At 57.9% G+C, this 22,769-nt stretch carries 25 protein-coding genes and 1 tRNA gene; 6 read left to right on the top strand and 20 right to left on the bottom strand.

The features are described from left to right. Positions 1-47 precede the first annotated feature (47 nt). The gene (locus HUU60_02640; protein NUL81605.1) at positions 48-503 is read left to right on the top strand and encodes a DUF1801 domain-containing protein; all 456 of its coding nucleotides are present in this window, start codon (positions 48-50) and stop codon (positions 501-503) included. A 4-nt stretch (positions 504-507) separates the two neighbouring features. Then, positions 508-1,857, top strand: a complete 1,350-nt coding sequence (locus HUU60_02635) for a PQQ-binding-like beta-propeller repeat protein (GenBank protein ID NUL81604.1) — start codon at positions 508-510, stop codon at positions 1,855-1,857. Here the strand turns inward: HUU60_02635 and HUU60_02630 are convergent, their stop codons facing one another. Next, positions 1,858-2,523, bottom strand: a complete 666-nt coding sequence (locus HUU60_02630) for a prolyl oligopeptidase family serine peptidase (GenBank protein NUL81603.1) — start codon at positions 2,521-2,523, stop codon at positions 1,858-1,860. 62 nt (positions 2,524-2,585) lie between these two features. Between HUU60_02630 and HUU60_02625 the strand changes: the two genes are divergently transcribed. From HUU60_02625 to hslV, 3 genes are read left to right on the top strand one after another with little or no spacing between them, the layout of a single operon-like run. Further along, positions 2,586-3,467: a tyrosine recombinase XerC gene (locus tag HUU60_02625; GenBank protein NUL81602.1), complete on the top strand. Its 882-nt coding sequence runs from the start codon at positions 2,586-2,588 to the stop codon at positions 3,465-3,467. Beyond that, positions 3,464-5,155 (top strand): hypothetical protein, encoded by a 1,692-nt coding sequence (locus HUU60_02620; protein NUL81601.1) that lies wholly within the window; start codon positions 3,464-3,466, stop codon positions 5,153-5,155. Before HUU60_02625 ends, HUU60_02620 begins: the two co-directional genes overlap by 4 nt. 14 nt (positions 5,156-5,169) lie before the next feature. Continuing rightward, a complete protein-coding gene (hslV, locus tag HUU60_02615) occupies positions 5,170-5,703 on the top strand; it encodes an ATP-dependent protease subunit HslV (GenBank protein NUL81600.1) in 534 nt (177 codons plus the stop codon). Here the strand turns inward: hslV and HUU60_02610 are convergent. The 4 genes from HUU60_02610 to HUU60_02595 form a co-directional block, all read right to left on the bottom strand. After that, the gene (locus HUU60_02610; protein ID NUL81599.1) at positions 5,700-6,275 is read right to left on the bottom strand and encodes a hypothetical protein; all 576 of its coding nucleotides are present in this window, start codon (positions 6,273-6,275) and stop codon (positions 5,700-5,702) included. The genes hslV and HUU60_02610 overlap by 4 nt on opposite strands. Positions 6,276-6,378: 103 nt before the next feature. Beyond that, a tRNA-Asn gene (locus HUU60_02605) sits at positions 6,379-6,454 on the bottom strand. Positions 6,455-6,491: 37 nt separating this feature from the next. Then, positions 6,492-7,472 (bottom strand): Gfo/Idh/MocA family oxidoreductase, encoded by a 981-nt coding sequence (locus HUU60_02600; GenBank protein ID NUL81598.1) that lies wholly within the window; start codon positions 7,470-7,472, stop codon positions 6,492-6,494. Between the two features lie 12 nt (positions 7,473-7,484). Continuing rightward, complete coding sequence (locus tag HUU60_02595; GenBank protein ID NUL81597.1) at positions 7,485-9,839, bottom strand: AAA family ATPase; 2,355 nt, start codon at positions 9,837-9,839, stop codon at positions 7,485-7,487. Between the two features lie 66 nt (positions 9,840-9,905). Between HUU60_02595 and mscL the strand changes: the two genes are divergently transcribed. After that, positions 9,906-10,322, top strand: coding sequence for a large conductance mechanosensitive channel protein MscL (mscL, locus tag HUU60_02590; GenBank protein NUL81596.1), 417 nt, complete (start codon positions 9,906-9,908; stop codon positions 10,320-10,322). Here mscL and HUU60_02585 read toward each other — a convergent pair. The 15 genes from HUU60_02585 to flgF form a co-directional block, all read right to left on the bottom strand. Then, positions 10,319-10,993, bottom strand: coding sequence for a hypothetical protein (locus HUU60_02585; protein ID NUL81595.1), 675 nt, complete (start codon positions 10,991-10,993; stop codon positions 10,319-10,321). The two genes, mscL and HUU60_02585, sit on opposite strands and share 4 nt — an antisense overlap. Beyond that, on the bottom strand, positions 10,990-12,426 hold the full coding sequence (locus HUU60_02580) for a hypothetical protein (protein NUL81594.1): 1,437 nt from the start codon (positions 12,424-12,426) through the stop codon (positions 10,990-10,992). Before HUU60_02580 ends, HUU60_02585 begins: the two co-directional genes overlap by 4 nt. After that, entirely contained in the window at positions 12,423-12,884 is a 462-nt protein-coding gene (locus HUU60_02575; GenBank protein NUL81593.1) for a hypothetical protein, read from the bottom strand. Before HUU60_02575 ends, HUU60_02580 begins: the two co-directional genes overlap by 4 nt. A gap of 9 nt (positions 12,885-12,893) precedes the next feature. Then, positions 12,894-14,567, bottom strand: coding sequence for a YHS domain-containing protein (locus HUU60_02570; GenBank protein NUL81592.1), 1,674 nt, complete (start codon positions 14,565-14,567; stop codon positions 12,894-12,896). Positions 14,568-15,039: 472 nt separating this feature from the next. Beyond that, positions 15,040-15,273, bottom strand: coding sequence for a carbon storage regulator CsrA (gene csrA, locus HUU60_02565; protein NUL81591.1), 234 nt, complete (start codon positions 15,271-15,273; stop codon positions 15,040-15,042). A gap of 29 nt (positions 15,274-15,302) precedes the next feature. Continuing rightward, entirely contained in the window at positions 15,303-15,767 is a 465-nt protein-coding gene (locus tag HUU60_02560) for a flagellar assembly protein FliW (GenBank protein NUL81590.1), read from the bottom strand. A gap of 8 nt (positions 15,768-15,775) precedes the next feature. Next, complete coding sequence (flgL, locus tag HUU60_02555) at positions 15,776-16,660, bottom strand: flagellar hook-associated protein FlgL (GenBank protein NUL81589.1); 885 nt, start codon at positions 16,658-16,660, stop codon at positions 15,776-15,778. A gap of 2 nt (positions 16,661-16,662) precedes the next feature. After that, positions 16,663-18,015, bottom strand: coding sequence for a flagellar hook-associated protein FlgK (flgK, locus tag HUU60_02550; protein ID NUL81588.1), 1,353 nt, complete (start codon positions 18,013-18,015; stop codon positions 16,663-16,665). A 2-nt stretch (positions 18,016-18,017) separates the two neighbouring features. After that, positions 18,018-18,398, bottom strand: coding sequence for a hypothetical protein (locus HUU60_02545; protein ID NUL81587.1), 381 nt, complete (start codon positions 18,396-18,398; stop codon positions 18,018-18,020). Continuing rightward, positions 18,395-18,676, bottom strand: coding sequence for a rod-binding protein (locus HUU60_02540; GenBank protein NUL81586.1), 282 nt, complete (start codon positions 18,674-18,676; stop codon positions 18,395-18,397). Before HUU60_02540 ends, HUU60_02545 begins: the two co-directional genes overlap by 4 nt. A 4-nt stretch (positions 18,677-18,680) precedes the next feature. Beyond that, positions 18,681-19,790 (bottom strand): flagellar basal body P-ring protein FlgI, encoded by a 1,110-nt coding sequence (locus tag HUU60_02535; protein NUL81585.1) that lies wholly within the window; start codon positions 19,788-19,790, stop codon positions 18,681-18,683. 11 nt (positions 19,791-19,801) lie between these two features. After that, positions 19,802-20,395 carry a flagellar basal body L-ring protein FlgH gene (locus tag HUU60_02530; protein ID NUL81584.1) on the bottom strand — a complete coding sequence of 198 codons (594 nt, stop codon included), beginning with the start codon at positions 20,393-20,395 and terminating at the stop codon, positions 19,802-19,804. Then, a complete protein-coding gene (locus HUU60_02525; protein NUL81583.1) occupies positions 20,392-21,138 on the bottom strand; it encodes a flagella basal body P-ring formation protein FlgA in 747 nt (248 codons plus the stop codon). Before HUU60_02525 ends, HUU60_02530 begins: the two co-directional genes overlap by 4 nt. Positions 21,139-21,150: 12 nt before the next feature. Continuing rightward, entirely contained in the window at positions 21,151-21,939 is a 789-nt protein-coding gene (gene flgG, locus HUU60_02520) for a flagellar basal-body rod protein FlgG (protein NUL81582.1), read from the bottom strand. 95 nt (positions 21,940-22,034) lie between these two features. Further along, positions 22,035-22,757, bottom strand: a complete 723-nt coding sequence (gene flgF / locus HUU60_02515) for a flagellar basal-body rod protein FlgF (GenBank protein NUL81581.1) — start codon at positions 22,755-22,757, stop codon at positions 22,035-22,037. Between the last annotated feature and the right edge of the window lie 12 nt (positions 22,758-22,769).

The following is a 22,769-nucleotide window of genomic DNA, read 5'->3' as shown; positions in this document are numbered from 1 at the left end:
ATACGTTTGAAAGGTATACCCCTAAATCGAGGTAGAATCTTAGGGCTATGGCCACCAAAGCGACATCGGTCGATCAGTATTTGGCTGAATTGCCTGAAGATCGAAAGGAACTCGTCTTGGCGGTTCGCGATGCGATTCTTAAGAATCTGCCAAAAGGAATGGAGGAGACGATTCAATATGGGATGATCGGGTACGTTGTGCCGCATTCGATCTATCCCAAGGGCTATCATTGCGACCCGAAGCAGCCATTGCCATTTGCTGGATTGGCTTTGCAAAAGAACTATGTTTCGCTCCACTTGATGAGCCTCTATGGCCATTCGCCGACTCTGGCGTGGTTTCAGAAAGCATGGGCCGATTCGGGAAAGAAGTTGGACATGGGTAAAGGCTGCGTTCGCTTAAAGTCTCTCGATCAAACGCCGCTGGACGTGATCGGCCAAGTTATCGGTCGAATGACCACCGAAGAGTATGTCGCGATGTTTGAGAGGTTGACGAGCAGAAAATAGGGCGATGAGGGTCGCTGCACTGGCCTGGCTCGCCATAGCGATTGTAGCAACTTCGGTCGCACAGGGTTGGCCGATGGGGCTGGGCGGCAATTCCGCTAGGGACGGACGTTCATCAGAGATTGGGCCGACGTCCAATAGACTCGAGTGGGAGCATCCGGGCAGCACGCTCGCACCGTTGGCCACTTGCGACGGAAATCTCTTTGCGGCGGTTTACGTAACCAACATCCAAGACCCTTTTAATGGGGCCTCGCTTCAGGTGAGGGATATCAGGAACGGAACGTTGGTGAGAACGATTGCTTGTCCAATTGACGATCAGACGCGAGATTGGCGACCGAACATCTCGGCATTTAAGGATGGGCGGATATATGCTTCACGATCGGGGAACAGCTGGGCGACCTTTCTCTACTGTTACAACGCTTCGAACGGGCAGATTGTTTGGAGATCTGAGATTCGAGTTTTGGAGGAGTTGGGCGAATCGGCGGCATTTGCGCCGGATGGCGATCTGTTGGTGAACACGGAGTTTGGTCTTGCCAAGCTCAATCGGTTCAACGGGACGACCGTTTGGCTAATGGAGAGGGACTCTGCCGCTCCTGGAAGCCGGGCAGCTGCCGTCAGCGGGAACCGAGCTTATATGATCGAAAGCGGGGCTGGGGGCGACCGTCTGACATCGTTCGATCCAATAACCGGTCAACGGTGGAGAGCGGCGATCATCGGCAGTTCGAGCACTTTTCGAGCCTCGCCAGTGGCCGTCGGCGACTTGGCCTATGTTTATCAGAATACCGGAGTCTTGATCAGTCTATGGGACGAAGGGACTTCGATGATTGAGTTCTGGCGAAGGCCGGTCGCGGCTCTGTCGGGCGCCTGTCCGGTGGTAGATGCCGAAGGCATGGTCTATGCCTATGGATCAAACGGCAAGATCGAAAAGATTCACCGATGGACTGGGGAAGTCTTGGCCTCCTCGCCATATATGGGCGCGTGGGGACGCCCAAGAATGGCGATCGACAGGGCTGGGCGTGTCTACTTGGCGCACGGGCTGGACAGCGAATTTCGCGTCGCGGCGTTCGATTCAAGCTTGAACATGCTGTGGTCTCGCGCGTTTCAAGGGGGATTCGCGGCAGGGCCGGCTCTCTGTTCTGGCGGGCTGATGGTTGTGGTTGGTCAATCGGCGATGGGGTTTCGGTCCTCAACGCCTGGCGATGCGAACGGCGACGGTTGCACGGACGATTTGGACTTGGCCATTGTGCTGGCGGCGTTTGGTTCAAGCGGCCCTCCGGAGGCCGACTTTGACCAGAACGGCATCATCGACGATGCGGATCTGGCGGTCGTTCTAGCAGCGTTTGGTTTGGGTTGCTGATCAACGGCCTGACTTCTTCTGCGCCAGAAGCCAATCCCATACCTCTTGGTTGTTATACGTTTCTGTCCAAGAATCGTGACCGGCCGACGGATAGACGGTGAGCTTAGCGCCGCCGCCCGCTTTTTGCACGGCCTCGACCATCGTTCTGGACGCATCGGTTGGAACGACATCGTCCTTTGCGCCGTGAAAAGCCCAAATGGGAGTGTCTTTCATCTTGGGAGCAGCGTTTGGGTCGCCCCAACCGCAGATTGGTATTGCCGCGGCCGCTTTGCCAGGATGTATCGCGAGGAAGTTCCACACGCCGTTTCCTCCCATGCTAAGGCCGGTTATATATAATTTTGCAGGGTCGATCTTATATTTTGCGGCACATTCGTCCATCAGCGCGCCCAGAGCTCGAACGTCCCATCCGCGCACGGGGCTTTGCGGCGAGACAAGAACAAAAGGGAAATCTCTGCCCTGCTCGACCATCTTGGGCGGGCCGTGATACTTGACCATGTTAAGGTCGGAGCCTGTTTCGCCAGCGCCGTGGAGGAACATAACGAGCGGCCATCTGTTTTGCGACCTCTGGTACTCGCGGGGGAGATAGAGCAGGTATTCGAATCGGACGGGAACGCGAATTTCCTTCTCGAAGCGCTCCGCTGTCTGTCGTTTGTCTTGTCGGGCCATGACTCAAACATACGGCGGGCCAGGCCAATATCCTACTTCGATGCGCCATACTTTAACAAAAGATGGCGTTTGACGAGGCGATTGAGACCTATCTAGTGCATTTGGGCGCGAACAAGTCGGCGCACACAGTGAAGGCCTATGCGACCGACTTGGCGCAACTCGCCGCCTACTTAGAAGATCGTGGCCTTAGCGGCTTTGGCGAGACGACCGAAGAGGTTCTTCGGCAGTTTCTGGTTCTGTTCAAAGATTATCAACCATCCAGCCGACAGCGGAAGGTCTATGCGTTGCGAGCTTTCTTCGCCTTTGCCCAAGCCATGGGTTGGATCGATGTCGACCCGATGGCAGACATTGCCGCGCCAACAGTGCGCAAGCGGTTGCCGAAGGTCCTCAGCCAGAGCGAGGCCGAGGCGTTGGTCGAGGGCGACGAGCAGACCAATCCTCGCGATCGAGCCGTGTTGGAACTTCTGTATGGCGCTGGGATGCGAGTGAGCGAACTGGCCAGCTTGAACATTGAGGACGTTGATTTTGAGCGATGCACGGCGAGCGTCCGAGGCAAGGGGAACAAGCCCCGCATGGTGGTTTTTGGGACGCCGGCTCGTGAGGCTCTGTTCGAGCACTTGGGCGCACGAAGAAAGAAGCGGCGCGAACCGGTGTTCGTCAACGAAGAAGGGCGGCGGCTGAGCGTACGGACTTTTCATAGAATAGTAGTCCGTGCGGGCACAAAGATCGGCAAGCGCGCCCATCCCCATGCGCTGCGGCATTCGTTCGCGACGCATCTGATGGAGGGAGGGTCCGACCTGCGCGTCGTGCAAGAGCTCTTGGGCCATGCCAGTCTACGGACCACGCAGGTGTACACTCATTTGAACTTGGATCGCCTGAGAAACGCAATGGAATCGGCGCACCCAAGAGGGCGAGAGGATGAAGGAGGAAGGGGAAAGAAATGATCGGGCTGGAGACGGTTCTGGCTGCGTTGCTGTTTCAGACCAAGACCATCGCACCGGGAGTTTACACCTTCCAACAATTAGCCTCGTTGGTCAGCGAGGAAGACTTCAAACTCTCCGCATCCCCAGAGCTCCAAAATCGAGCGGCCGCGGTGTCGATAAGGGATCGCAAACCGGAGCAGATCCGGCAGATTCTCAGCGACGCTTTTGATCTGGAGGTCGCGCCGATCGAGGGCCGAGAGGGGGAGTACCTCTGGCAGCCCCATCGGGACAAAGAAGCGGCGCACAAAGCGACATTGAAGAGATGCCTTGCAGCGATCGAAAAGGAGTTGGCCAAGAAAGCAGACGCAAGCCGCCATGCGCTCAAGTTAAGTCCGAAGGAGCTATCGGATTCTGTAGAATCAATCGACATACCAAGCCTCCTATCGGAAGAGGCCGCCGCAAGTTTTTACATAGATTTGAAGTCGCTCGCTTTGCCGACGCACCGCCTGGCTCATCTGTGCCTGACTAGGCGACCGCCCGAAATCTCGAAGTTGATGCGCGCGCCTTGGATCGAGGCGAACGTCTCTCAAGAAACGGGCTCGGAGCGAGCGCTGATCGATCGACTTTGGACGGAGTGGCCGAACTACACGGTCGTTGGCTATAGCGACGACCTGCCTCGACCTGGCAAAGGCCCCGTTCCTCAGGACATGCGCGTCCGACTCACCTATGCGTGGAGCCCGATCGATTTTACGCTGACAGGCATCGTGCACTGGTCTGGAGGCGGCTACTCAGAGACGCACTCTGTCAACCTGATTCGATTCGAGCCCGAATGGCTTTTGAAAGAAGCCTTTGGCGACGAATATGAAAGCGCGATCGCCCGACAGCGAAAAGCGACCAATGAGACGCTGAAAGCCTATGCGGAAAACAGGAGGCCTTCCGGCAGAATGCCTACGAACGCATCCTTCTTTCTTCTCCAATTGGCGCGAGACACGGGAACAGAGATCGTTATGGAACTGTTTCCTCAGCGGGAAACCATCTGGTCGGACAACTACGCCAAGCCAAGAAGTCTTGCCAACATGCTGACCGAGCCGCCCTATTGGTCGGCGGCGACTTTGGACGGCGTCTTAGCGGTTCGCAACCTGTTCGCTTTTCTAGATCGAGAAATGGCGTTTCCTCTCGACCGATTTGCACGGCTCGCCGCCGAAGACGCCGGCGGAAGCGATTTCGATCCGCCAATTTGGCATCCATTTAGGAGATTCTTGCAAGGAGACGGCGACGATTCGCTGTGGGCGCTCAGCGGCTATTACTATTCTTATCCGTCTTGGCAGTGGAGCGGCGCGAAGATCGTGTTTCCTTTGATACAAGCCGTTGGCCAAGCCGGACTCGAGCGCTGTTTTCGCGCGACGCTGGAAGCGGGCGTCCCGACGATCGAAATCCCGCTCAGCCGATTCCCCCCTGCGATAGTCGCACAGGTCGAGTCCGGCATTGTTGACTTTTGTGCCAGAGGCGGCTATTATCTTTATAGCCAAAGCATGGGGTCAAAGCCATGGACGCGATCCCCAGACGATTGGGCGCTGAAACTGGGCTGGACTCGAATAGGCGATCGCAATGAGTACAAGTTTTCAGCTCTGATCGCGCCTGCAACAAAAGAAGGGCCGGCAGGCGCGATCTTTAACGGCTGGGAGTTGGGCCGTTGGCCCATGCGCTAAGGTATCCTTGGCGCATGGTTATACGCAGCACCACGGTACTGGCCGTACGGCGCAATGGGGTTACGGCGATGGCCGCCGATGGTCAGGTTACGCTTCAAGATCGCACCATCAAGCATACCGCTCGAAAGGTCAGATCGATCAACAATGGCTCGGCGCTGATCGGCATTGCAGGCTCGGCAGCGGACGCTCAAACGTTGGCCGATCGGATCGAGTCTAAGCTTCAAGCATCGAACGGCAACCTGAGGCGGGCCGCTGTGGAGTTTGCCAAGGAGTGGCGGTCGGACAAAGTATTGCGCCATCTAGACGCGATGATCTTGGCGGCGGACAAGGAATGCGTATTGGCGATCGGCGGGGATGGAAACGTGTTGGAGCCGGACGAAGGCGTGATCGGTATTGGGTCTGGCGGAGGCTACGCCCACGCGGCTGCGCTGGCGCTCATTCGCGGAACGGAGTTAGGCGCGGAGCAGATAGCTAGGGCTGCGCTTGAGGTATCCGCCGAAATCTGCATTTTCACGAACGACAAAATCATCATCGAAACGATCGGTTAGTCAGCGTCCCGAGTCATGCCCAAGATTCGGGCGGCGCGCTCCCAAGAATTTTCCCAGCGGTCGTAAGTCCAATAGAGATCCTGGCATCCTGCGTCTCGGAGTTTTTCGATCACATCGAGCGCATGATCGTAGGTTGGAATGTACTGAAAGGTGTCGATGTCCGCCGCAAGGTGCAGACGGTCGTAGGCAAGATAGTAGGCATAGGCGCCGCCCATCCAGATAGCGCCCAGCGCGAGAAGGCGAATGGGATTGGGAAAGCGCGCGGCCATAAAGTGAGCGATCGCGCCCGCGGCAAAGAGCACGGCGAGAACGATTCGAAGTTTTGACACGGCAGCCATGTGGGCCAGATAGTTAGCAATGACAAACCTCAGTTCTTCTTCGTCCAGCGAGACGGCAACATCTCGGTCTACGATGAGGCGGCGCTTTCCAGAGAGGCGTATGGGCGGGAGTTCGTCGTCTGGGCGGGAGATTGCTTCTGCGGCGCCTTCTAGTTTATATCCGACAAGCCCCGCGGCTTCGAGCGCTATTCGCTCCAAACCCGGGTTGTAGATGATGTCGAATCGCTCGTCCATGGGTCTATTAGGGTACACCATCGACAATGGTCGGTTAAATTGACGATTTGCACGTATTCTGCGCCTACGGCGCGAGACGGGGGGGTTGATAACAGGAGGGTCGTGGCTCCCGGGGCAGGACTCGAACCTGCGACCTGGTGGTTAACAGCCACTCGCTCTACCGACTGAGCTACCCGGGAACGCAAAGGATAATATACCACCCCGGGGGTACGGATGTCAACGAGAATTGCTGGCGAGCCCCATTGACACTATCCGCTGAGCCATCAGGCCGATCTCGGGGCTGACCATGCCCTCGGCCGCTCGACCGCGCTGAAGCAGGCCATAGAAGTACTCTGCCGGGTTGCGTTCGCCTTCGGGCAACGGATCGGGATCTTCGAAGGTCGCGCCGGACCACTTGCGATCGATGCGGAGCTTGCCGTCGATAACGGTCGCGGTCGCTTCTGTGCCATAGACGATTGGGTTGCCCGCGCCGTCCGATCCTTGCTGGCTCCAGGTGGCTTCCAACACGGCGGTCGCCTTTGGATAGCCCAGCAAGAAGGCGGCGTTGTCGTCGCAGACATCATACTCTTTGGTAAAGTTCCCCCTGAACGCGACGACCCGGTCCGGCATGCCCAGCAGATAGGCCGACATCTTGGCGCCGTATCCGCCAAAATCGGCGCTGGCGCCGCCGCCGTTGAGGCGCTCATCGTACAGCCATCCTACAAAGAACTCGTCGCAACCGATCTCTTTGGGTCCGCCGTGCCCTGTTCGGAATCGAAATCCAAAAATCTGCCCGAAGTCGCCTCGTTTGGCTCGGTTCAGCAGCAAGCGAAGGGCCGGTTGCCAGTTAGTGGGCCAGTTGATCATGAGGGTCGCTCCGCTCTCTTTCCACGCGTTGTAGAGCGTCTCAGCGCCTTCGGCATCGGCAGCCATCGGTTTTTCGACCAAGGTGTGGATGTCGCGCTTTATCGTCTCTCGTGCAATCTCGGCGCCCGTACGGTTGTCCGACGTTACGACCACTGCATCGATTTGTTCGGTATCGAGCATCTCGCGCCAATTGCGGTACGGTCGCTCAAAACGCGGCCCTGCCTTCTCAAGCAGAGGTGTTTCATCGGCGACAGCAACGAATTGGTACCCGCCATGCTTTTCAAACTGATCCAGCAATCCCCAAACATGCCCGTGCGTAAGGCCGGCAACGGCCAATCGATATCGATCCATAGGGAAATGGGTTCACGGTCGCTTCTCCAAGTCCTTCAAGACTTCGGCAAAGTCGGTCAATCGCTTTCGAGCCAGGTTGTGCACTTCGTCCGCCTTGCGTCCGGTTAGCAGTTGGATGCCGTCGTCGAGAGTCGCGGCCGTCCAAACTCGAAAATCGCCCTTGGCGGCGGACTCCAACGCCTCGTCGCTCAGCATCAGGTTCTTGGCGTTGCTTTCCGGGATCACGACGCCTTGCTCTCCGGTGATGCCCTGAAGCTTGCACGAGGCGAGAAAGCCTTCGATCTTCTCGTTGACGCCGCCAATGGCTTGGATCTCGCCTTGTTGATTGATGGAGCCGGTAATGGCGATGCTCTGTTTGATCGGAACCTCTGAAAGCGCCGAGATGAGCGCGATCAGTTCCGCGCACGAGGCGCTGTCGCCCTCGACGCCTTCGTAGCTCTGTTCGAAGGCAAGTCTTGCGCTTAGGCTGAGCGGTTTGTGGCGGCCGTATAGGCGCATTAAGCATCCGTGCAGGATCATGACTCCCTTGCTGTGGATGGGGCCGCCCAATTCGACTTCGCGCTCGATATCGACGATGCCCTCTTGTCCGGGGGCGACGGTCGCTGTAATGCGGGTTGGTCGTCCGAACGAATAGTCGCCCAGCCCGATGACCGTCAGACCGTTCACTTGACCGACCCGTTCTCCGTGAGTATCGATTTTGATGAGGCCCTTTTGTGTCGCTTCGCGGAGTTTTTGCTCGATCAGATCGGAACGAGCGATGTGGGCATCCTCGGCCCGCTTGACGTGCTCGCGCATGATGCGCTCAGAACCATCTTGCGCGGCATAGTGATCGGCTTCCCGCACCAAGTCTGTCAAAAGGCCGAAATGGGTCGAGATTTTGGATTGGTCGCCCGCGGTTCGAGTCGCATAGCGCAGGGTTTCCTCTGCGCCGCAGGCCGAAAGGTGGCGCAGGGCGCCGTTCGTGCTGAAGCGGCACATGAAAGATAGCATTCCCATAATGTTCGCGTCGGTGCGATCCATCTCGGTATCGAACTCGGCTTTGATCTTGAAGAGCTCGGCGTACTCTTCGTCGTATGCGTAAAGCAGGTGGCAAAGGTAGGTGCGGCCGACCAGGATCACTTTCACGTCGAGCGGGATGGGGTTCGGACGAAGCCCTTTCGAGGTCATATAGCCTGAGCGCTCGCCCGGATCCTCGATATAGGCGCTCTCTGTTTGCAGGCATCGCTTTAGGCCGTCCCAAACATAAGGGTCCCTGATGACGTCCTCGGCCGGCAGCACCAGGAACCCGCCGTTCGCACGATGGATAGCGCCTGCTTGGATCAGCGTAAAATCGGTGTAAAGCGAGCCGAATTGGGCCTCTTTTTCCGCCTTCCCAAAGAGCTCCGTGTAGGTGGGGTTAAAGTCGATCACGACCGGCGCGCCGTGCGAGCGGGCGTTGTCTACCAGAAGGTTCACTTCGTACTTTCTGGCGGAAAGGTCGGGGCCTTGGGTCAGCGCCGTCATCGGTTCCTCGGGCTGGGGGGAGGGTCGAAAGTCGCCGATGTTCTTGAGGGCGTGATCTAGAAGCGAGGAGAGGTAAGCTACCGCATCGGACACGTCCTCGTACTTTTCGGAAAGGTCTTCGATCAGGCCTCCCAAGATGAAGCGCGCGATGTTCTCATCGATCTCCTGAAGCCGTTCCTGCGCTTTGAGTTCTAAGTCGCGAGTCTCCTTCATGCCCAATTTCAGCAAGGGGTCGAGCGACTCGCGCTTTGCGCCAAGAGCCTTGCGCTCTTCCAAGGGGAGCGCGTTGAACTCCTCTTCGGCCATCGGTCGGTCGCCTGCAAGCGGCACCAGAGCCAGGCCATAGGGCGTCGGCTGGAAGGCAAAGCCCTCTTCCTTGCATTGGGCGGCGATACGTTCGAACACCTCGTTGCGCGCCCTTTCGAGCTCCTTGGTAATGCGTTCGCGGCTGGCCGAATAGTCGTCGCTCTCGAAAGCGCGCTTGAGACCCCTCTTGGCGGCTTGGACGAGTTTGGAAACGTCTTCTTTGAGTTCGCGGCCTCTGCCAGCGGGCAACCCAATAGCGATCGGGCGGTAGGGGTCTTCGAAGTTGTTCACATAAACCCAATCTTTGGGCGGAGGCATCTTTTGGGCTTCGGCATGGAGGAAGCTCTCGATCATCGACATCTTGCCGATACCGGGAGGGCCGGCAGCGTAGATGTTGAAGCCCTTGTCCCGAATACCTATGCCGACGATCAATGCCTGCATGGCTCGCTCCTGGCCAAGAATGCCGGAGAGGGGCTCGACCTCGTCCGTACAGTCGATGCCGAAGCGCTTGAGATCGTATTTGTAGCAGAGTTCGTTGACGCCGAGAGGCTGTGCCATGGAAGGAATGAGTCTACCTGTCAAGAATGCCTAAAGTACTTTCGCCGTTGAACGGAGGATTGCAGGATGCTCAAGGAATTCAAGGAGTTTGCGCTAAAGGGCAATGTGGTCGATTTGGCAGTGGGCCTTGTTATCGGAGCGGCTTTTGGTCGGATCGTGTCGTCGCTGGTCGACGATGTGATCATGCCCCCCATTGGTTATCTGTTAGGCAAGGTGGACTTTAGCAGCCTGTTCGTAAGCCTGACCGGCCAGAGCTACGCTTCGTTGGACGAAGCAAAGAAGGCTGGCGCTCCCGTAATAGGCTATGGCTCTTTGATCAACACCATTGTCTATTTTGTGATCGTGGCGTTTGCGATGTTTATGGTCGTTCGCGGGATGAATCGGATGAAGCGAGCCGAAGCCGAAGCGCCGCCCGCTCCATCCGAGCCGCCTGCACAGGAGAAGCTCCTGGCCGAGATTCGCGATCTGCTGAAACAGCGTTAGATTGCGCTGGACCAGCCCAGACGGGCGCGAATCTCGTTCTTGTTCGACAACCGGCGGAACTCGATGCCCGCGTCGATCACCGACTTGGGATCTGCTTGGTGCCGTATTCCTAATCCGAACCAGGCTTCATCGCCGATCGAGCGCGCGCCGACTTCGGCGACGAACGTTGAGTCAAATCGTCTCGGTACGCCCAGGGGCTTCGAGTAGGCGAGGATGAATGCCGCACCCTCTTTTGGGCCTGTTTCAAGGTCGATGTTAAAGTGGATTCGGTCGTACCGTTGCGCGGTTTTGGATGCGATAAGCCTTAGCTTGGCATGCGCTTTGTCGTTGTCGGATGGCGCAAAGACCTCGATCTTGTAGGCAAGGGCCGGGTCGCCTCTGATTTCCCTGCGGATCCCTGCGAAGTAGCTCAGTTCGATGCCTGAACCCGAATCTGCGCTAACGAGCCTGATCGCCGCATGGCGGTTAGGCGCAAAGCCGGACTTGAGCTCGACCGAGAACTCCGATTGGTCGTCTCCAGCCATGACGCCCAGGCTAACCGAACGCTCGCCAAACTTTGCGCTCATAGCATCGTCAAACCTCAGCGGCCTATTCGACTCCAAGTTGGCGTGGTCGGTTGCGAATGCGGTCGCAACCATGAATAAACCCATTACGGATGTTAGGTTTTTCATGATCTATAGGGATTTGGCCGCTCAATCCGCCTAAAGGTTTCCGGCTTTCCGCCGCTCATACCTGACCAGTCCTCCAGAGAGATCGGTTTTTCGCCCGCGTATTCGGCGTTCTCGCGAACATAGCGATCGAAGGCGCTGGCGCTGGTGAACGCCCTGGACCAACGGTGGCACGTTGGATGCTCGCCCTGTTGCTCAAGAAAGACTACGGTGGAAATGTTCGATGTTAAGTTGCCCATCTCGTCCGAAATGAGCACCAGCGTCTTGTCTGGGTCTTCGGTCGCGGCCCTGATGATCGCTTTGCCGATGGTCTCGGCTGCCATGTCGCGAGCGCACATGATGCATCGCACGAGCATGGTCCAGCCGTTGGCGGTAACCGATGCGCCCCAATTGTCGCCGGACGGCAATGGGACGGAGCAGTGCGCGCACTCCCACATGCGCATCCAGCCCATGCCGGGCATATACATCGTCTCTTCGTCGCTGCCTTTCATCATGCCCATGCCGGGCATTCCCATGGGGTGGCGGTGATCGTGCAGGCCGATCGTTTCGCCTTCGCCCGGTTTGCACTTATGGTGGGTTGAAGACAGAACTTCCCAAATGGCTAGGTCGATCTCGTTTTCCGTCCATTCTCGACCCTTGTTCGCCGCAAGGGCATCGTTTACCCTATCGTGCAGCATGTGCAGGTTGTCAAATGCATTGGCAATGTGCGGAAAGCGCTTGGCAAATCGCGGGCTGACTTCGGCAAACATCGGCATGAACTCTCGGTCTGTCTTGAGAAGCTCGATTGCATGGTATCGCTCGCCGATCACCTTGTACTGAGGCTGGTGAGTCTGCCAGGGCGTTCGATAGAGCATATCGTACATCGCGCCTTGAAGCCAATGATAGCCCCAGAAGAGACCGTTGACCCTTGGGAATCGCTTTCTGAAGGCGCCGCTGTGCGGACGTCCGTCCAGATGCTCCATGTTGAGCGGCAGGCCCGTGATGGCGAAGGGCGCTCTGTTGTAGCGGACCCAAAGGCGTTCGATCTCTTTGTCTTTTTGGGAGTCGCTCATTCTGCGGTCGGCCAAAACGTCGACGGTCTGGGCGTGGAGCGTGTGCGCCCAGTCGAAGACCTTTTGCAGCGTTCCGTAATGCCTAACGAATGTGGGCGATATCGTCGCCTCGTCCGGCATCAACCTGGGAGGCCTTTTCAGCACGGCCCATATTCGATCGTAGGTCTTGGTTTCTAACGTCTCGGCTTCGCCTCTTACAAGGTCTTCGTACGCTATCGCATGGCCGACGGCGACGGCGTTCAGGTCTCGCGCTAAGGCCGGCACGTTGTAGACAGCGTCGTTGTGGCGGGCCTGCAGCCGTGCCCAGTGATCGGCCTGCTTTGAGTTCATCCAGGCAGGCAGATCGGGCTGCAGAAAGATTGCAAGCGCTAGAAGCAGGGTCATGCGCCCTCCTTTTGTCGCTTGATCTCGGCCAAGAGTTGATCGATGGTCAGCGCTTTCGCATTTTCGGGCTTCAGCTCTGCTACGTAAGCGTCAAGGGCTTCTTTCTTCCAGAATCCGCGGCTCAGGTCGGCGCAATCGGCGTGCTTTTTAAACGCGTTCAAGAAGACTGCGCCTTCGGGCGCGCTCCATTGGCCGTCCTTTCGGCGCACAGGCACCGGCTCGCCCTTCTTTTCGCTGGGGGCATAGATAAGGATGTCGCCGTTGTAGCGGCCAGAGTCGACCAAGGCGCAGTTGACGCAGCGATACTCGATCTTCTTGTTGCCAAAGCGCAGAACGACCTCATAATCCAACTTGTCGGTGTTCTGCTTGACGGTCAGTTTGCAGACTGGGCAATCGACCTCGTGAGCGACCGCTGCCAGCAGCGCCATCGACAAGGCTATTAGAATCAGATTTTTCATGGTTGCCTCCTACAAACTCAGTGTGAAGGGGAGCGTTACGATCTGCCCGTTCCTTTTGAACTGTGCGAAGGCGCGATAGAGGCCCGGCTTGGGTATGCGGCCGTTGAATCGTATCTCGCCTTGCTTGACCAGTCTGTCCATCGCCTCGCTCTCTTCGGGATGGCTGTGTACCACTGTTTGGCCGTCCTGGCTGAAGATCATGAGGTGCCCCCAAGCGCCCAGCCACTTCTGCAGGTCGCTGATGGGTCGTCCCGTGTCAGCCTCGGTCAGTTTGATCGTGAAGGTCGCCATTTTGCCGACGGGCGAACCGGCTTCGGGCAAGTTAAATCGACCAGATATGCCGTGCGCTATGGATGGACCAAGGTTCGGTTCCCAACTCACAGGCCATGTCGGCTTAGGGCCATCGGTCTCTATCGAGGCGATGAGGATTTGTGAGCCTTTGCCGACAGGGGCGACATCGCCATAAATCCAGTACTTGCCGCCAGCCGGAAACTCGATCGGTATCGACCATTCGCCCTTGTCGTTCATGGTCGGGTGTTCGTGCAAAAACCATTGAAAGTCCTCGCTGGCGATCAGCAAATGGAACTTTTCTTCGTGCACGACCTGGAAGTGGGTTTCGGGCTGGCCGCTCTTGGTCTCTCTGACGATGAGGACGAGGTTGAACGGTTGTCCGGCTCTGGGTCTGCCGGTCGAGGCGACTTCGAGCCCATAAGGCCTTCGGGCAGAGCGCCCCGTCTCGTCGTTGACCATAACCATGAAGTTGACGGTGAAAGGCGATTCGCCCGACGGCTCAATCTCGATCTTGATCTGATAGACGCCGCCGTGCGGAAAGAAGGCCTCAAACGCATAGTCGCCAGGCACACCGGTGCGGCGGACGGTTGGCGTCGCTTCTGGCATTCCCGGCATTTCGGGCATTGATATGACCGCTCGGGCCTTGGCGTTGGGGACGCCCTTGTGGCCGCCTTCGTAGAGGTCTTCTTGAGTGGTATCGACCAAGCGGATTTCCATCGCGATCTCCTCCCCAGCGAAGAAGCCCTCGTCTGGCGTCTGGAGAGTAGCGATGTACTTGCCTGAAGCGACTTTTGTGGTCGGCTCGAACTCGGGCTTCGGCGGCGCATGGCTGAGGACGGCTGTTGTCTGAACACGAGCATTGCCGATGAACTTGACCGGTGATTCTATGAACGGCTCCTCGCATCCTGCGCAGCAGAAGTAGTAGCGAACGCCCTCATGGTCTGCATAGCCGGACGCCTCAGCATGGTCTCGCACGGCTTTCTTGCCGACCGGGCAGACGAGCGATTCTTTGCTCGGTCGAGTTGCATATCTGTCGGGCGATGCCTTGAAGAGGCTCATGTTCGCCTGGCTTTCGAAGCAGTACCGCAGGCCTGCATGATCGATGTGGCCGACAGCCTTTGCCTTATCAATCCGGTTCTTTGAGACGGGGTCGAACAGAAACAGGCCGACGGTGCGACCCTCTTTAGCAGCCCCATTCAGAGCGGCTTGCGGGTCGGCTTTGAACTTCGGCTCGCAGCTAGAGCAGCACAACCGAAATTCGCTTCCGGCAAAGTAAAAGGGCACCGATTCCTCATCGGCGGGGTGAGACATGATCGGACATTCCAGCGACTGGGCGCCGGCCAGTCCGATGAGCAATGATGCGCTGAAGAGCGCGGTGACTTTGTAAAGCATTTCAATCCTCCTGTAGATGTGCCGAAACGATAAGGCTTACAGGCAGGAATGAGGAGGCGCGCGGCAAGGGCCGGTGCGCGGAGGCGAACAGTCTCTAGCCTCGACGTCTTGTGAAACTAAGGGCTGAGCGCTGACGATTGGAGCGTCGAACCGCGCTGGTTCAGCCTGAACGGCGGGTTCAGAGGCTTTATGAGCCGGAACCGCCTTCTCTTGCTTAGGCAGTTCGGTCAGAGCGCAGTCGCATTCGTGATCGACTGGCTGGGTCTCGCAGCACGACCGGACCGGCTCGATCGGCTTGCAGCATGAGTGGTCAGCGTCGGCAGAACATGCGCACATTGAGGCCAACTGCGCAAAGAGGGGCGCTGCCGCGACCGACAGGCCCAGGCAGAGTACGATCAGCCATCCTCGAAGTCCGACCGGTTTCATCCTCTATCCAGTATACACGAAAGCGGGATCCGTGAAGTTCCTGCGGTTAGGCCGTGCGCATTCCGGTCGAGCCGTCGGTGGGCACGTCTTCGGGCTGAGTCTGAGAGGCTTCTACATTCTCCTGGCTAATGGCTTCGTAAATCTCTCGTCGGTGCACGGGCACGTCTCGCGGCGCCTTGATCCCCAAGCGCACCTGTTCGCCGCGCACTTCCAGCACGACGATTTCGACCTCGTCCCCCACCATTATGCTCTGGTTGACCTTTCTTGTCAAAACTAACATTGATTTGCCCTCCTTGGCTCATCGATGCACTAACCGGCCAGCTTCGTCTGATCTGCCGACCGCCACATCTCCGTCAATAGCGCATGCTTGGTGTGATAGTTGGAATCCTCCATCGCGATCTGCCTCGCCTGTCTCGTATCGCAGTTGAAGATCAGCGGCGCAAGCAGATTGGCGGTCATGGCTTGCGGCTGTCCTGGCGGTATTGTAACCGTAACGTATACCCATCTCGGCGTCTCCTCGGTCAGACCTAATGCTTTGACATCGATGTCCGACAGGATCGCCTCATAATCGCTCACATACTCCCAAGGGTCCGTCAGGAGAAGAGCGAAACCAGGTTCTTCTACCGACTGGAGCCATCTAAACGGGCTGTTCTCAGCGGTCTGCACGATTACGAACTTCTTTAGGAATCGCAGGCCGTACAGCCCATCGCGAAACGTGTAAATCTCGTTTTCGTCTATCTCTATAGTACCAAATCGGGTCGTTGAAAGTTCCATTTTCGCCCTTATCCTCCGCGCAGGAAGTCGAACAGGCTCATGCTGTGGGCATTGGCTGCCACTTGGAGCGCGGCCTGATAGCTGGTTTCTGCGCGTTTCATCTCGTAGATAGCGGTCGGCAAATCGATCTCTTCTTTTGAAGCCAAAAGTTCAGATAGATGTTCCGTTTGCGCTTCGTACTGCAGTCTAAATCGGTCGGTTTCTTGAAGCCTTGCGCCCAGGTCTCCCCGGAGGCGCGAGATCGCTTCCATCTGGTTTTGCAGGGCCTGGATGTCCTCTTGCCCCAGCCTCGTTAGATTCGAGGTTTCTAGATCCTGCTTGACTTGCACGAGCGCCGCATAGAGGCCTGTAAGGAAACTGCCCGGCAGGCTCATGGGAAGGTGTCGGTCGTCGCCCACTTTGGCGGTTAGCGAGTTGTCGTCGCCATTATAGACCAGTTGGTCGCCGTTGACTTCGAACGGTTTGGTCGAGGTCATGTGGCCAGAAAAGAGGTATCGCTCGTCGTCCACGCGCTGGTTGGCCAATTGAACAATGCTGGCCATCGCCTGGCCGACCTGCTGTCCGATCGCATCCCTCTCTGCGGAACCCAAGGTGTCGTTGGCGCCTCGAACAGCGTCTTCTCGCACCTTTCGAACAATTTCGTTGATCTCACCGAGGGCAACTTCGCTGCTAGAGAGAAAGAGCTTGGCTTCGCGAAGATTCCTGGCCCACTGATCATGCCGCGAGATCTGCTCTCGCAGGCTGAGCGCATGACCGGCGGATGTGGGATCGTCCGAAGGGGCTTCAAAGCGGCGGCCGGTTACGACCTTGCCCTGTGCCGAGGCAAGGCGCTCCAAGGCGCTCTTCAGCGCTCGCTCCGTCGATGCGTATTGAAGCTGATTGGTTATTCGCATTTTTAGACTATGCGAAGCAGGTCTTCGATCATCGAGTCAAACGTCGAAATAAGTTTGGCAGCCGCTTGGTAGCTTCGCTGGTAGCGCACCATGGCCGATGCCTCCTCGTCCAAGGAGACGCCTGAGACTGATTCTCGAAGATTTTCAAAGTGCTCCGTTACTAATTTTTGCGCTTCCGCGCTGTTTTTGTAGGTCTGGGCGTCATTGGCGATAAGCGAGACAAGGCTTCGATAGCCTGCCGAGAGACTTAGGCCGCCCAAACTGCCTTGCGGATCGGAACGAAGTTCGGCCAGTTGACGCGCCAAATCGCCATTGCCCGGTGCGCCCGATACAGAGGCCGCGGCCAGGTTTCGAGGATCGATCAGCTCTGTATTGAGGGCGATATCGGAGGCTCCGGCGCCGGTAAAGAAGACCCTGCCCGTGCCGCCGTTTAGGTCGAATCCGGCTTGATGAAGCTCATTGAAGCGCTCTATCATCGTTTGGGCAACGGCGTCCAGCTCCTTCTGATAGCTTCGCGCAAGTTTGGCGGTCTCTAACTGTCCGGCGATCTGCCCGACTGCAAGTTTGACATTGCCCGAGGCGCCGGTCAATCCAGGCTGATCGACATCAAGGTTGGTCGGCAGCGCGTTCGCTTGATAATCTTGTACCAGCGTATGCTCGCCGACAAAGAGAGTTACTGTGCCGTCCGCAGCGTAAAACGCGCGAGCGCCCGTCAAACCAGTCAGCTTGTTCACCAACGCATCCCGTTGGTCCAACAGGTCGTTCGGGCTGTTGTTGGTCGCTTGAGCGGCGCGGATGTCCTGATTCAACCGGGCAACTTCCGACGCTATGCGATTGGCCTCGGTTACATAGGAGGAAGCCAAGTCGAGCGCTTCCTGCTCTTGCCGCTTCATTCCCGCAAAGATCCGCTGGAATCCGGCGGCGACCGCTTGAGCCTTCTGAGCGACGTTTTGCCTTACGGCGATGCTGTCGGGCCGAGTAGCGAGTTCGTCTAGCGAGTTGAAGAAAGCGTTCATCAGCGAGTTGAGGCCTTGATCCGAAGGCTCCTGCAAAACGCCCTCGATGCCCCGCACGCCGTCGCGGAGGGCTGTGAATCGAGACAGTCCGGCGCCGTTCTCGTTGGCCCTTTGCTCCAAGAATAGATCCCGCGCCCGCTGGATGCTGACGGCCAACACGCCCGTGCCCTGCAACAGGCGATTGCCGGCTCTAAACTCTGGCGAGGCTTGAAGCTCCAAACGCTGGCGCGTATAGCCAGGGGTGCCCACGTTGGCGATGTTGTGGCCGGTAACGTTGAGCCCCAACTGAAACGCCCGTAGGGCGCGGCTACCCAGCTCGATGCCAAAAAAGCTGGACAAACTCAGGCCTCCTGATTGAGCAGGCTGCCGAGCGAGGTCGGCTCGCCGGTAGCCTCTTCTTGAATGGCCGCGGCGATCGACATCAGCGCTTGCTGATACTCAAACTCGTTAAAGATCAGAGCGAAGCAGTTTTCTAACTTGCCCCGCGCCTGCAGCGCCAGTTCTTTTGCTTCGCTCGACAGCGGATGCCCGCCTTGGATAACCTGAAGCAGGCCGGCTTCGGCGGCCAACTTCTGAAGCCTGTCCACACGGGCCTGCACGGCCCCGTTCATCCGATCCACGCTGCCAACGTCTCGATGGCACAACACCTCGGCCCACCCGTCCAATATCGGGATAAGCCGCTTGGCCTCGTCGAACCACTGATTCAATGCCCGCTCGTTCATTCGTCCTTTGTCTCCTTGGCTTGAAGGTACGCCAGTTGCCGTTGGAGCGAGTCCGCTAAACCTATGCCGCCCGCTTTGGCCAATCCCTCGGCAAACTGCAGATCGAACATCTCGACCATATTTCCTCGTTCCGGCTTCTGCTGCAGCGTACTCTGCATCGCGCGCCACACTTGCGCCAGCAACAGCGACTCGAAGTCTTGGCAAGCCTGCTTCAGCTTGGCTTGCTCCTGTGAGGCTGGTTGGCCAACAACTTCTATCTTCGGGCTAATGGGTCGCATGGCTCTATTGAATCTCGATCTCGCCGTGCAGCGCGCCGGCTGCCTTTAACGACTGCAGGATCGCTATCAGGTCCGTAGGGGTTACGCCGAGCGCGTTGAGCGCCTTGACCAGCGATTCGACCGATGCGCCCTCGTTCAGCAGAGCGACTTGAGCTGTCTTTTCCTCCACCTTGACGTTGGTTTTGTTGACTACGGTCGTCTGCCCTTCGCCCAGCGGGTTGGGTTGCGAGACGAGCGGAGTAACGCTAATCTTGACCTGGATTCCGCCGTGCGCAATGGCGACCGGCGCGATGCGGGCGTTACCGTTGATGACGACCGTGCCCGTTCGCTCGTTGACCACGACTTTGGCCGAGACGTCCGGCTCTACGCGCAGCGCCTCGAGCGAGGCGACGAGCATCACCGGGTCTTGTCGCTCGTCCTCAGGAAGTTGGATTCGCACGCTGCCGGGGCTGGGCGCGGTTACTTCCAATTTAGGAAACTGCTTTTGAATGGCCGTTGCGATGCGGATGGCGGTGGTGAAATCGGGCTGGAGCAGCTCGATGTCGATCTGATTGTTGGGGCGCACGAAGGTCATGGGCGCTTCTCTTTCGACCGACGCGCCGCCTGGCACTCGCCCCACAGTTGGATGATTCTTGGCGGCGGACGCGCCGCCGGACGAGACTGAGAAGCCGCCGATCGAGACGGCGCCCTGAGCAACGGCATAGACCTGCCCATCGGCGGCCTGCAGTTCGCTCATCAGCAACATTCCGCCCTGCAGACTCCGCGCGTCGCCGATAGCCGAGACGGTTACATCGATGCGCGATCCTGGTTTGGCAAAGGGCGGCAACTCGGCGGTTACCATCACCGCGGCGATGTTCTTAACTTTGATGTCGCGCGCCGGCACGCTCATCTGAAACCGCTCGAGCATATTGGAGACGGCCGCGGGCATAAAGGGCGCCGCCTTGCTGTCGCCGGTTCCGTTCAGTCCAATAACCAAGCCGTAGCCAAGCAGCTGATTGGAGCGCACGCCCTGCACACGAGCGATGTCTTTAATTCTTGCCGCGCCCGCTGCGTCTAATTGCGCGCCCGATGCGCAATAGAGGAGCGCGGCAATAGCCGTTAAGATCAGTTTCATCGGCTTCCTCCTTAGAACAGAATCTTGAAGAGGCGCGTGATAAGACCCTCTTGTTGTCGGCTGCCGATTACGCCTTTGCCTTCGAACTTGATCTCGGCGTTGGCGACGAGGGTGGATTGAATCGTGTTGTCGGGCGCAACGTCTCGCAGCCTCACCATGCCGCCGATGGTCAGCTTCTGGGTTTCGCCGTTGATCTGAACGGTGCGCAACCCCTCGATTTTGACCAGGCCGTTGGGAAGTTCCTCGACGACAAGCGCGGTGATTCGGGCGATGAGGCTCCCTGATCGGGTCGTGGATCCGGAGGCGTTGAGCGATGTGCGTCCGGACGCGCCTAATTCGGGCAGCAACGCCCTAAGGATGGGGCCGATGCCCGGATCGGCAGAGGCCGATTCGGCTTTCGCGGTCTTTGTGTCGGCCTGAGAAGTGGCCACTGCGCTTTCAGACACGATGATCGTTATGATGTCTCCCTTTTTTCGCGCCTTTGCATCGGCATAGAGCGAGACGCCGTTTGGCGGATAGAGCGACCCGCTGGGCTGGTTGGGCTCGTGCGCCATGGACGAAAGAGCAATGAGCACGGCGCCTAACAACAGGATGGCTCGTTTCATAAGATCGCCTCCACTATTCCGCGCTCGACAACGCGCGCTTTGAGCATCTTCTTAGTTTTTGCGACGTAGACCGTGATGATCTGGCCCGTCTGTCCGGCCGAACGAGCGATTGCGGTCGCTTCGAGCGTTACGCCTTCGACCTGCAATCGAAGCAATACCTCTTCGCCCGACTTGACGCCTGGGATAGCGGGCTTCTTGGGCGCTTGGAACTCATATTGCAGACGCCGTTGCGCTTTGCCGTCAACCATGGCCACCACTGTAACCGTGGCCGAGGTCAGCCCGATGCGCGGCTCGCCTTCGATTTTCAGTTCGAGGTCGCCTGCGGGCGCTTCGGTTGGGCTTGGTTTGTGGCGAAGGGCGTAAGCGTCGGCCTCGTCTCCAAGGGCGGCTTTCAGCGCATCCCGAGCGATTTGCTCGGCTCGGTCGGTCTCGATTTTTTTGGAGAGTCGCGCAACGATAACCTTATCGGGCATGTTGAGGGCTGCTGTAAGGCTAGCCTGCCTTAGCCGCATTTCGACATGGCTTTTGAGCAAAGTCCTCTTGAGACCGGGCAATGGAGAAGCGCCCAACTCGATCGCCGAGACTTTGTCGACCAGGAGAGAATCGCCCGAGACGACGGCAACTTCGCCTAACTTCATGCGCTCGCCGCTAACTTCGATCGTAGCTGGTATGTCGATTACAACGCCTTTCTGCTGGGCGCCGGCAATGGCGCCCAATGCAAGCATTGCTAAGAGGGTCTTCATGGCGCTGTCTCCTTATCGCTTGATGTCCTTGGCAACGGCCAGCATGTCGTCTGCCGTCTGGATGGATCGAGAGTTGACCTCGTAGGCTCGCTGCGCCATGATCAGGTTGACCATCTCCTCGACCACTTGTACGTTGGAGAACTCCAGCGTGCCTTGGCTGACCTGTCCGATGCCATTGGTTCCTGGGGCGCCTTCGACCGGCTCGCCCGAAGCGGGCGTCGCTCGATAGAGGTTTTGCCCGACGCGCTGCAGACCCGCCGGATTCACAAACCTCGCGATAGTCAATGTGCCCAATTCTTGAAACTCGTTCTCGCCGCCGCGCCGAGCCGCCACATTGCCGTCTCGGCCTATAGTGATCTCGATGGCATCTGCGGGGATGAGAATCTCCGGTTCGACCGCGTAGCCGGAGGCTGTAACCAAACGCCCTTGACCGTCGATCTTGAAACTTCCGTCGCGGGTGTAACCTGAGGAACCGTCCGGCAACAGAATCTTGAAGAATCCCTCCCCCTCGATAGCCATATCTAAAGGGTTGCCTGTGGTTTGGATTGCCCCGGGAGAGAAAACGCCATAGGTGGCCGCCGGCTTGACGCCCAATCCGATCTGTATGCCGGTCGGCGATTGCGCGCCTGCCGCAGTGCTGGCGCCAGCTGGACGCACCGTTTGATACAGAAGGTCCTCAAAGTCGACGCGCTGCTTCTTAAATCCGCTGGTATTGACGTTCGCCAAATTGTTGGCAATGGTGTCGATGTTCATCTGCTGGGCGCTCATGCCCGTCGCGGCGGTGTGCAAGGCTCTTAACATTCGGTTTGCCTCCGTCGTTATGTAAAAAATAGGCGCAGCCAAAGAGAGATGCTGGCTCTCCATAGCCGCGCCTGGTGCGTCCGTTCGTTCTGTTTTTAGAGCTTAGCCAGTTCGTTAACCGCCAGACCCAAGGCATCGTCGTGCGCCTTGAGGACTTTCTGGCTGGCTTCGAAGGCTCGGAAGTTCTCGATCATCGAGATCATTTCTTTGACGACTGACACGTTGGACGCCTCTAAGGCGCCCTGTGCGATTATCGGCGATTCGACCGGCTGAACTTGACCGACGAATCGGCCCTGGTCGTTCTTCCGCAGATTCCCGTCCACTATTTGAATCTTGTCGATGGTTTGCCCTTCAACGCTGATAGTTCCGTCTGCCGCAACGGTAATCGGCTTGCCGGCAGGGATTGTAATCTCGCCTTGTTCGCCCTTGACCGGATGGCCGTGCTTATCGACCAGCCTGCCTTCCGCATCGAGCATGAAGCTGCCGTTGCGAGTGTAGCGCTCGCCTTGGGGCGTTTCGACTACAAAATAGCCCGGGCCCGAAATAGCGAAGTCCAATGGATTGCCCGTAGTCATCAAAGCGCCTTGTTCATTGGCAGTGTGCGCCGATCCGGCTCGAGAGCCAAAGGCCAAGGAACCGATCGTCTGGGTTTGATCGCCCTCTCGCCGATTGACCGAGCGATTGAGGGCGACCGAGAAGACGGGTCGGTCGGCTTTGAAGCCGCTGGTGTTGGCGTTGGCGATGTTGTTAGCGATCACGTCCTGTGCGTTTTGCCGCGCGATCATCCCTTCGGCGGCGATATGAATGCCTCGTATCATAGCCAGGTCAGA

Source organism: Armatimonadota bacterium, from assembly GCA_013359125.1.
Classification (GTDB): Bacteria; Armatimonadota; Fimbriimonadia; order Fimbriimonadales; family GBS-DC; genus JABWCR01.
Note: the sequence above shows the minus strand (reverse complement) of the source record. Positions and strands in the feature narration are given on the sequence as shown.

What these genes read in the sequence shown, in the direction of transcription:
- flgL (NUL81589.1), bottom strand. Translation starts at nt 16,660, where the DNA reads ATGCGAATAACCAATCAGCTTCAATACGCATCGACGGAGCGAGCGCTG.
- HUU60_02630 (NUL81603.1), bottom strand. Translation starts at nt 2,523, where the DNA reads ATGGCCCGACAAGACAAACGACAGACAGCGGAGCGCTTCGAGAAGGAA.
- HUU60_02570 (NUL81592.1), bottom strand. Translation starts at nt 14,567, where the DNA reads ATGCTTTACAAAGTCACCGCGCTCTTCAGCGCATCATTGCTCATCGGA.
- HUU60_02535 (NUL81585.1), bottom strand. Translation starts at nt 19,790, where the DNA reads ATGAAACTGATCTTAACGGCTATTGCCGCGCTCCTCTATTGCGCATCG.
- HUU60_02620 (NUL81601.1), top strand. Translation starts at nt 3,464, where the DNA reads ATGATCGGGCTGGAGACGGTTCTGGCTGCGTTGCTGTTTCAGACCAAG.
- HUU60_02600 (NUL81598.1), bottom strand. Translation starts at nt 7,472, where the DNA reads ATGGATCGATATCGATTGGCCGTTGCCGGCCTTACGCACGGGCATGTT.
- flgF (NUL81581.1), bottom strand. Translation starts at nt 22,757, where the DNA reads ATGATACGAGGCATTCATATCGCCGCCGAAGGGATGATCGCGCGGCAA.
- HUU60_02525 (NUL81583.1), bottom strand. Translation starts at nt 21,138, where the DNA reads ATGAAGACCCTCTTAGCAATGCTTGCATTGGGCGCCATTGCCGGCGCC.
- HUU60_02595 (NUL81597.1), bottom strand. Translation starts at nt 9,839, where the DNA reads ATGGCACAGCCTCTCGGCGTCAACGAACTCTGCTACAAATACGATCTC.
- csrA (NUL81591.1), bottom strand. Translation starts at nt 15,273, where the DNA reads ATGTTAGTTTTGACAAGAAAGGTCAACCAGAGCATAATGGTGGGGGAC.
- HUU60_02530 (NUL81584.1), bottom strand. Translation starts at nt 20,395, where the DNA reads ATGAAACGAGCCATCCTGTTGTTAGGCGCCGTGCTCATTGCTCTTTCG.
- HUU60_02640 (NUL81605.1), top strand. Translation starts at nt 48, where the DNA reads ATGGCCACCAAAGCGACATCGGTCGATCAGTATTTGGCTGAATTGCCT.
- flgG (NUL81582.1), bottom strand. Translation starts at nt 21,939, where the DNA reads ATGTTAAGAGCCTTGCACACCGCCGCGACGGGCATGAGCGCCCAGCAG.
- HUU60_02580 (NUL81594.1), bottom strand. Translation starts at nt 12,426, where the DNA reads ATGACCCTGCTTCTAGCGCTTGCAATCTTTCTGCAGCCCGATCTGCCT.
- HUU60_02545 (NUL81587.1), bottom strand. Translation starts at nt 18,398, where the DNA reads ATGAACGAGCGGGCATTGAATCAGTGGTTCGACGAGGCCAAGCGGCTT.
- mscL (NUL81596.1), top strand. Translation starts at nt 9,906, where the DNA reads ATGCTCAAGGAATTCAAGGAGTTTGCGCTAAAGGGCAATGTGGTCGAT.
- hslV (NUL81600.1), top strand. Translation starts at nt 5,170, where the DNA reads ATGGTTATACGCAGCACCACGGTACTGGCCGTACGGCGCAATGGGGTT.
- HUU60_02540 (NUL81586.1), bottom strand. Translation starts at nt 18,676, where the DNA reads ATGCGACCCATTAGCCCGAAGATAGAAGTTGTTGGCCAACCAGCCTCA.
- HUU60_02585 (NUL81595.1), bottom strand. Translation starts at nt 10,993, where the DNA reads ATGAAAAACCTAACATCCGTAATGGGTTTATTCATGGTTGCGACCGCA.
- HUU60_02625 (NUL81602.1), top strand. Translation starts at nt 2,586, where the DNA reads ATGGCGTTTGACGAGGCGATTGAGACCTATCTAGTGCATTTGGGCGCG.
- HUU60_02610 (NUL81599.1), bottom strand. Translation starts at nt 6,275, where the DNA reads ATGGACGAGCGATTCGACATCATCTACAACCCGGGTTTGGAGCGAATA.
- HUU60_02635 (NUL81604.1), top strand. Translation starts at nt 508, where the DNA reads ATGAGGGTCGCTGCACTGGCCTGGCTCGCCATAGCGATTGTAGCAACT.
- HUU60_02575 (NUL81593.1), bottom strand. Translation starts at nt 12,884, where the DNA reads ATGAAAAATCTGATTCTAATAGCCTTGTCGATGGCGCTGCTGGCAGCG.
- HUU60_02560 (NUL81590.1), bottom strand. Translation starts at nt 15,767, where the DNA reads ATGGAACTTTCAACGACCCGATTTGGTACTATAGAGATAGACGAAAAC.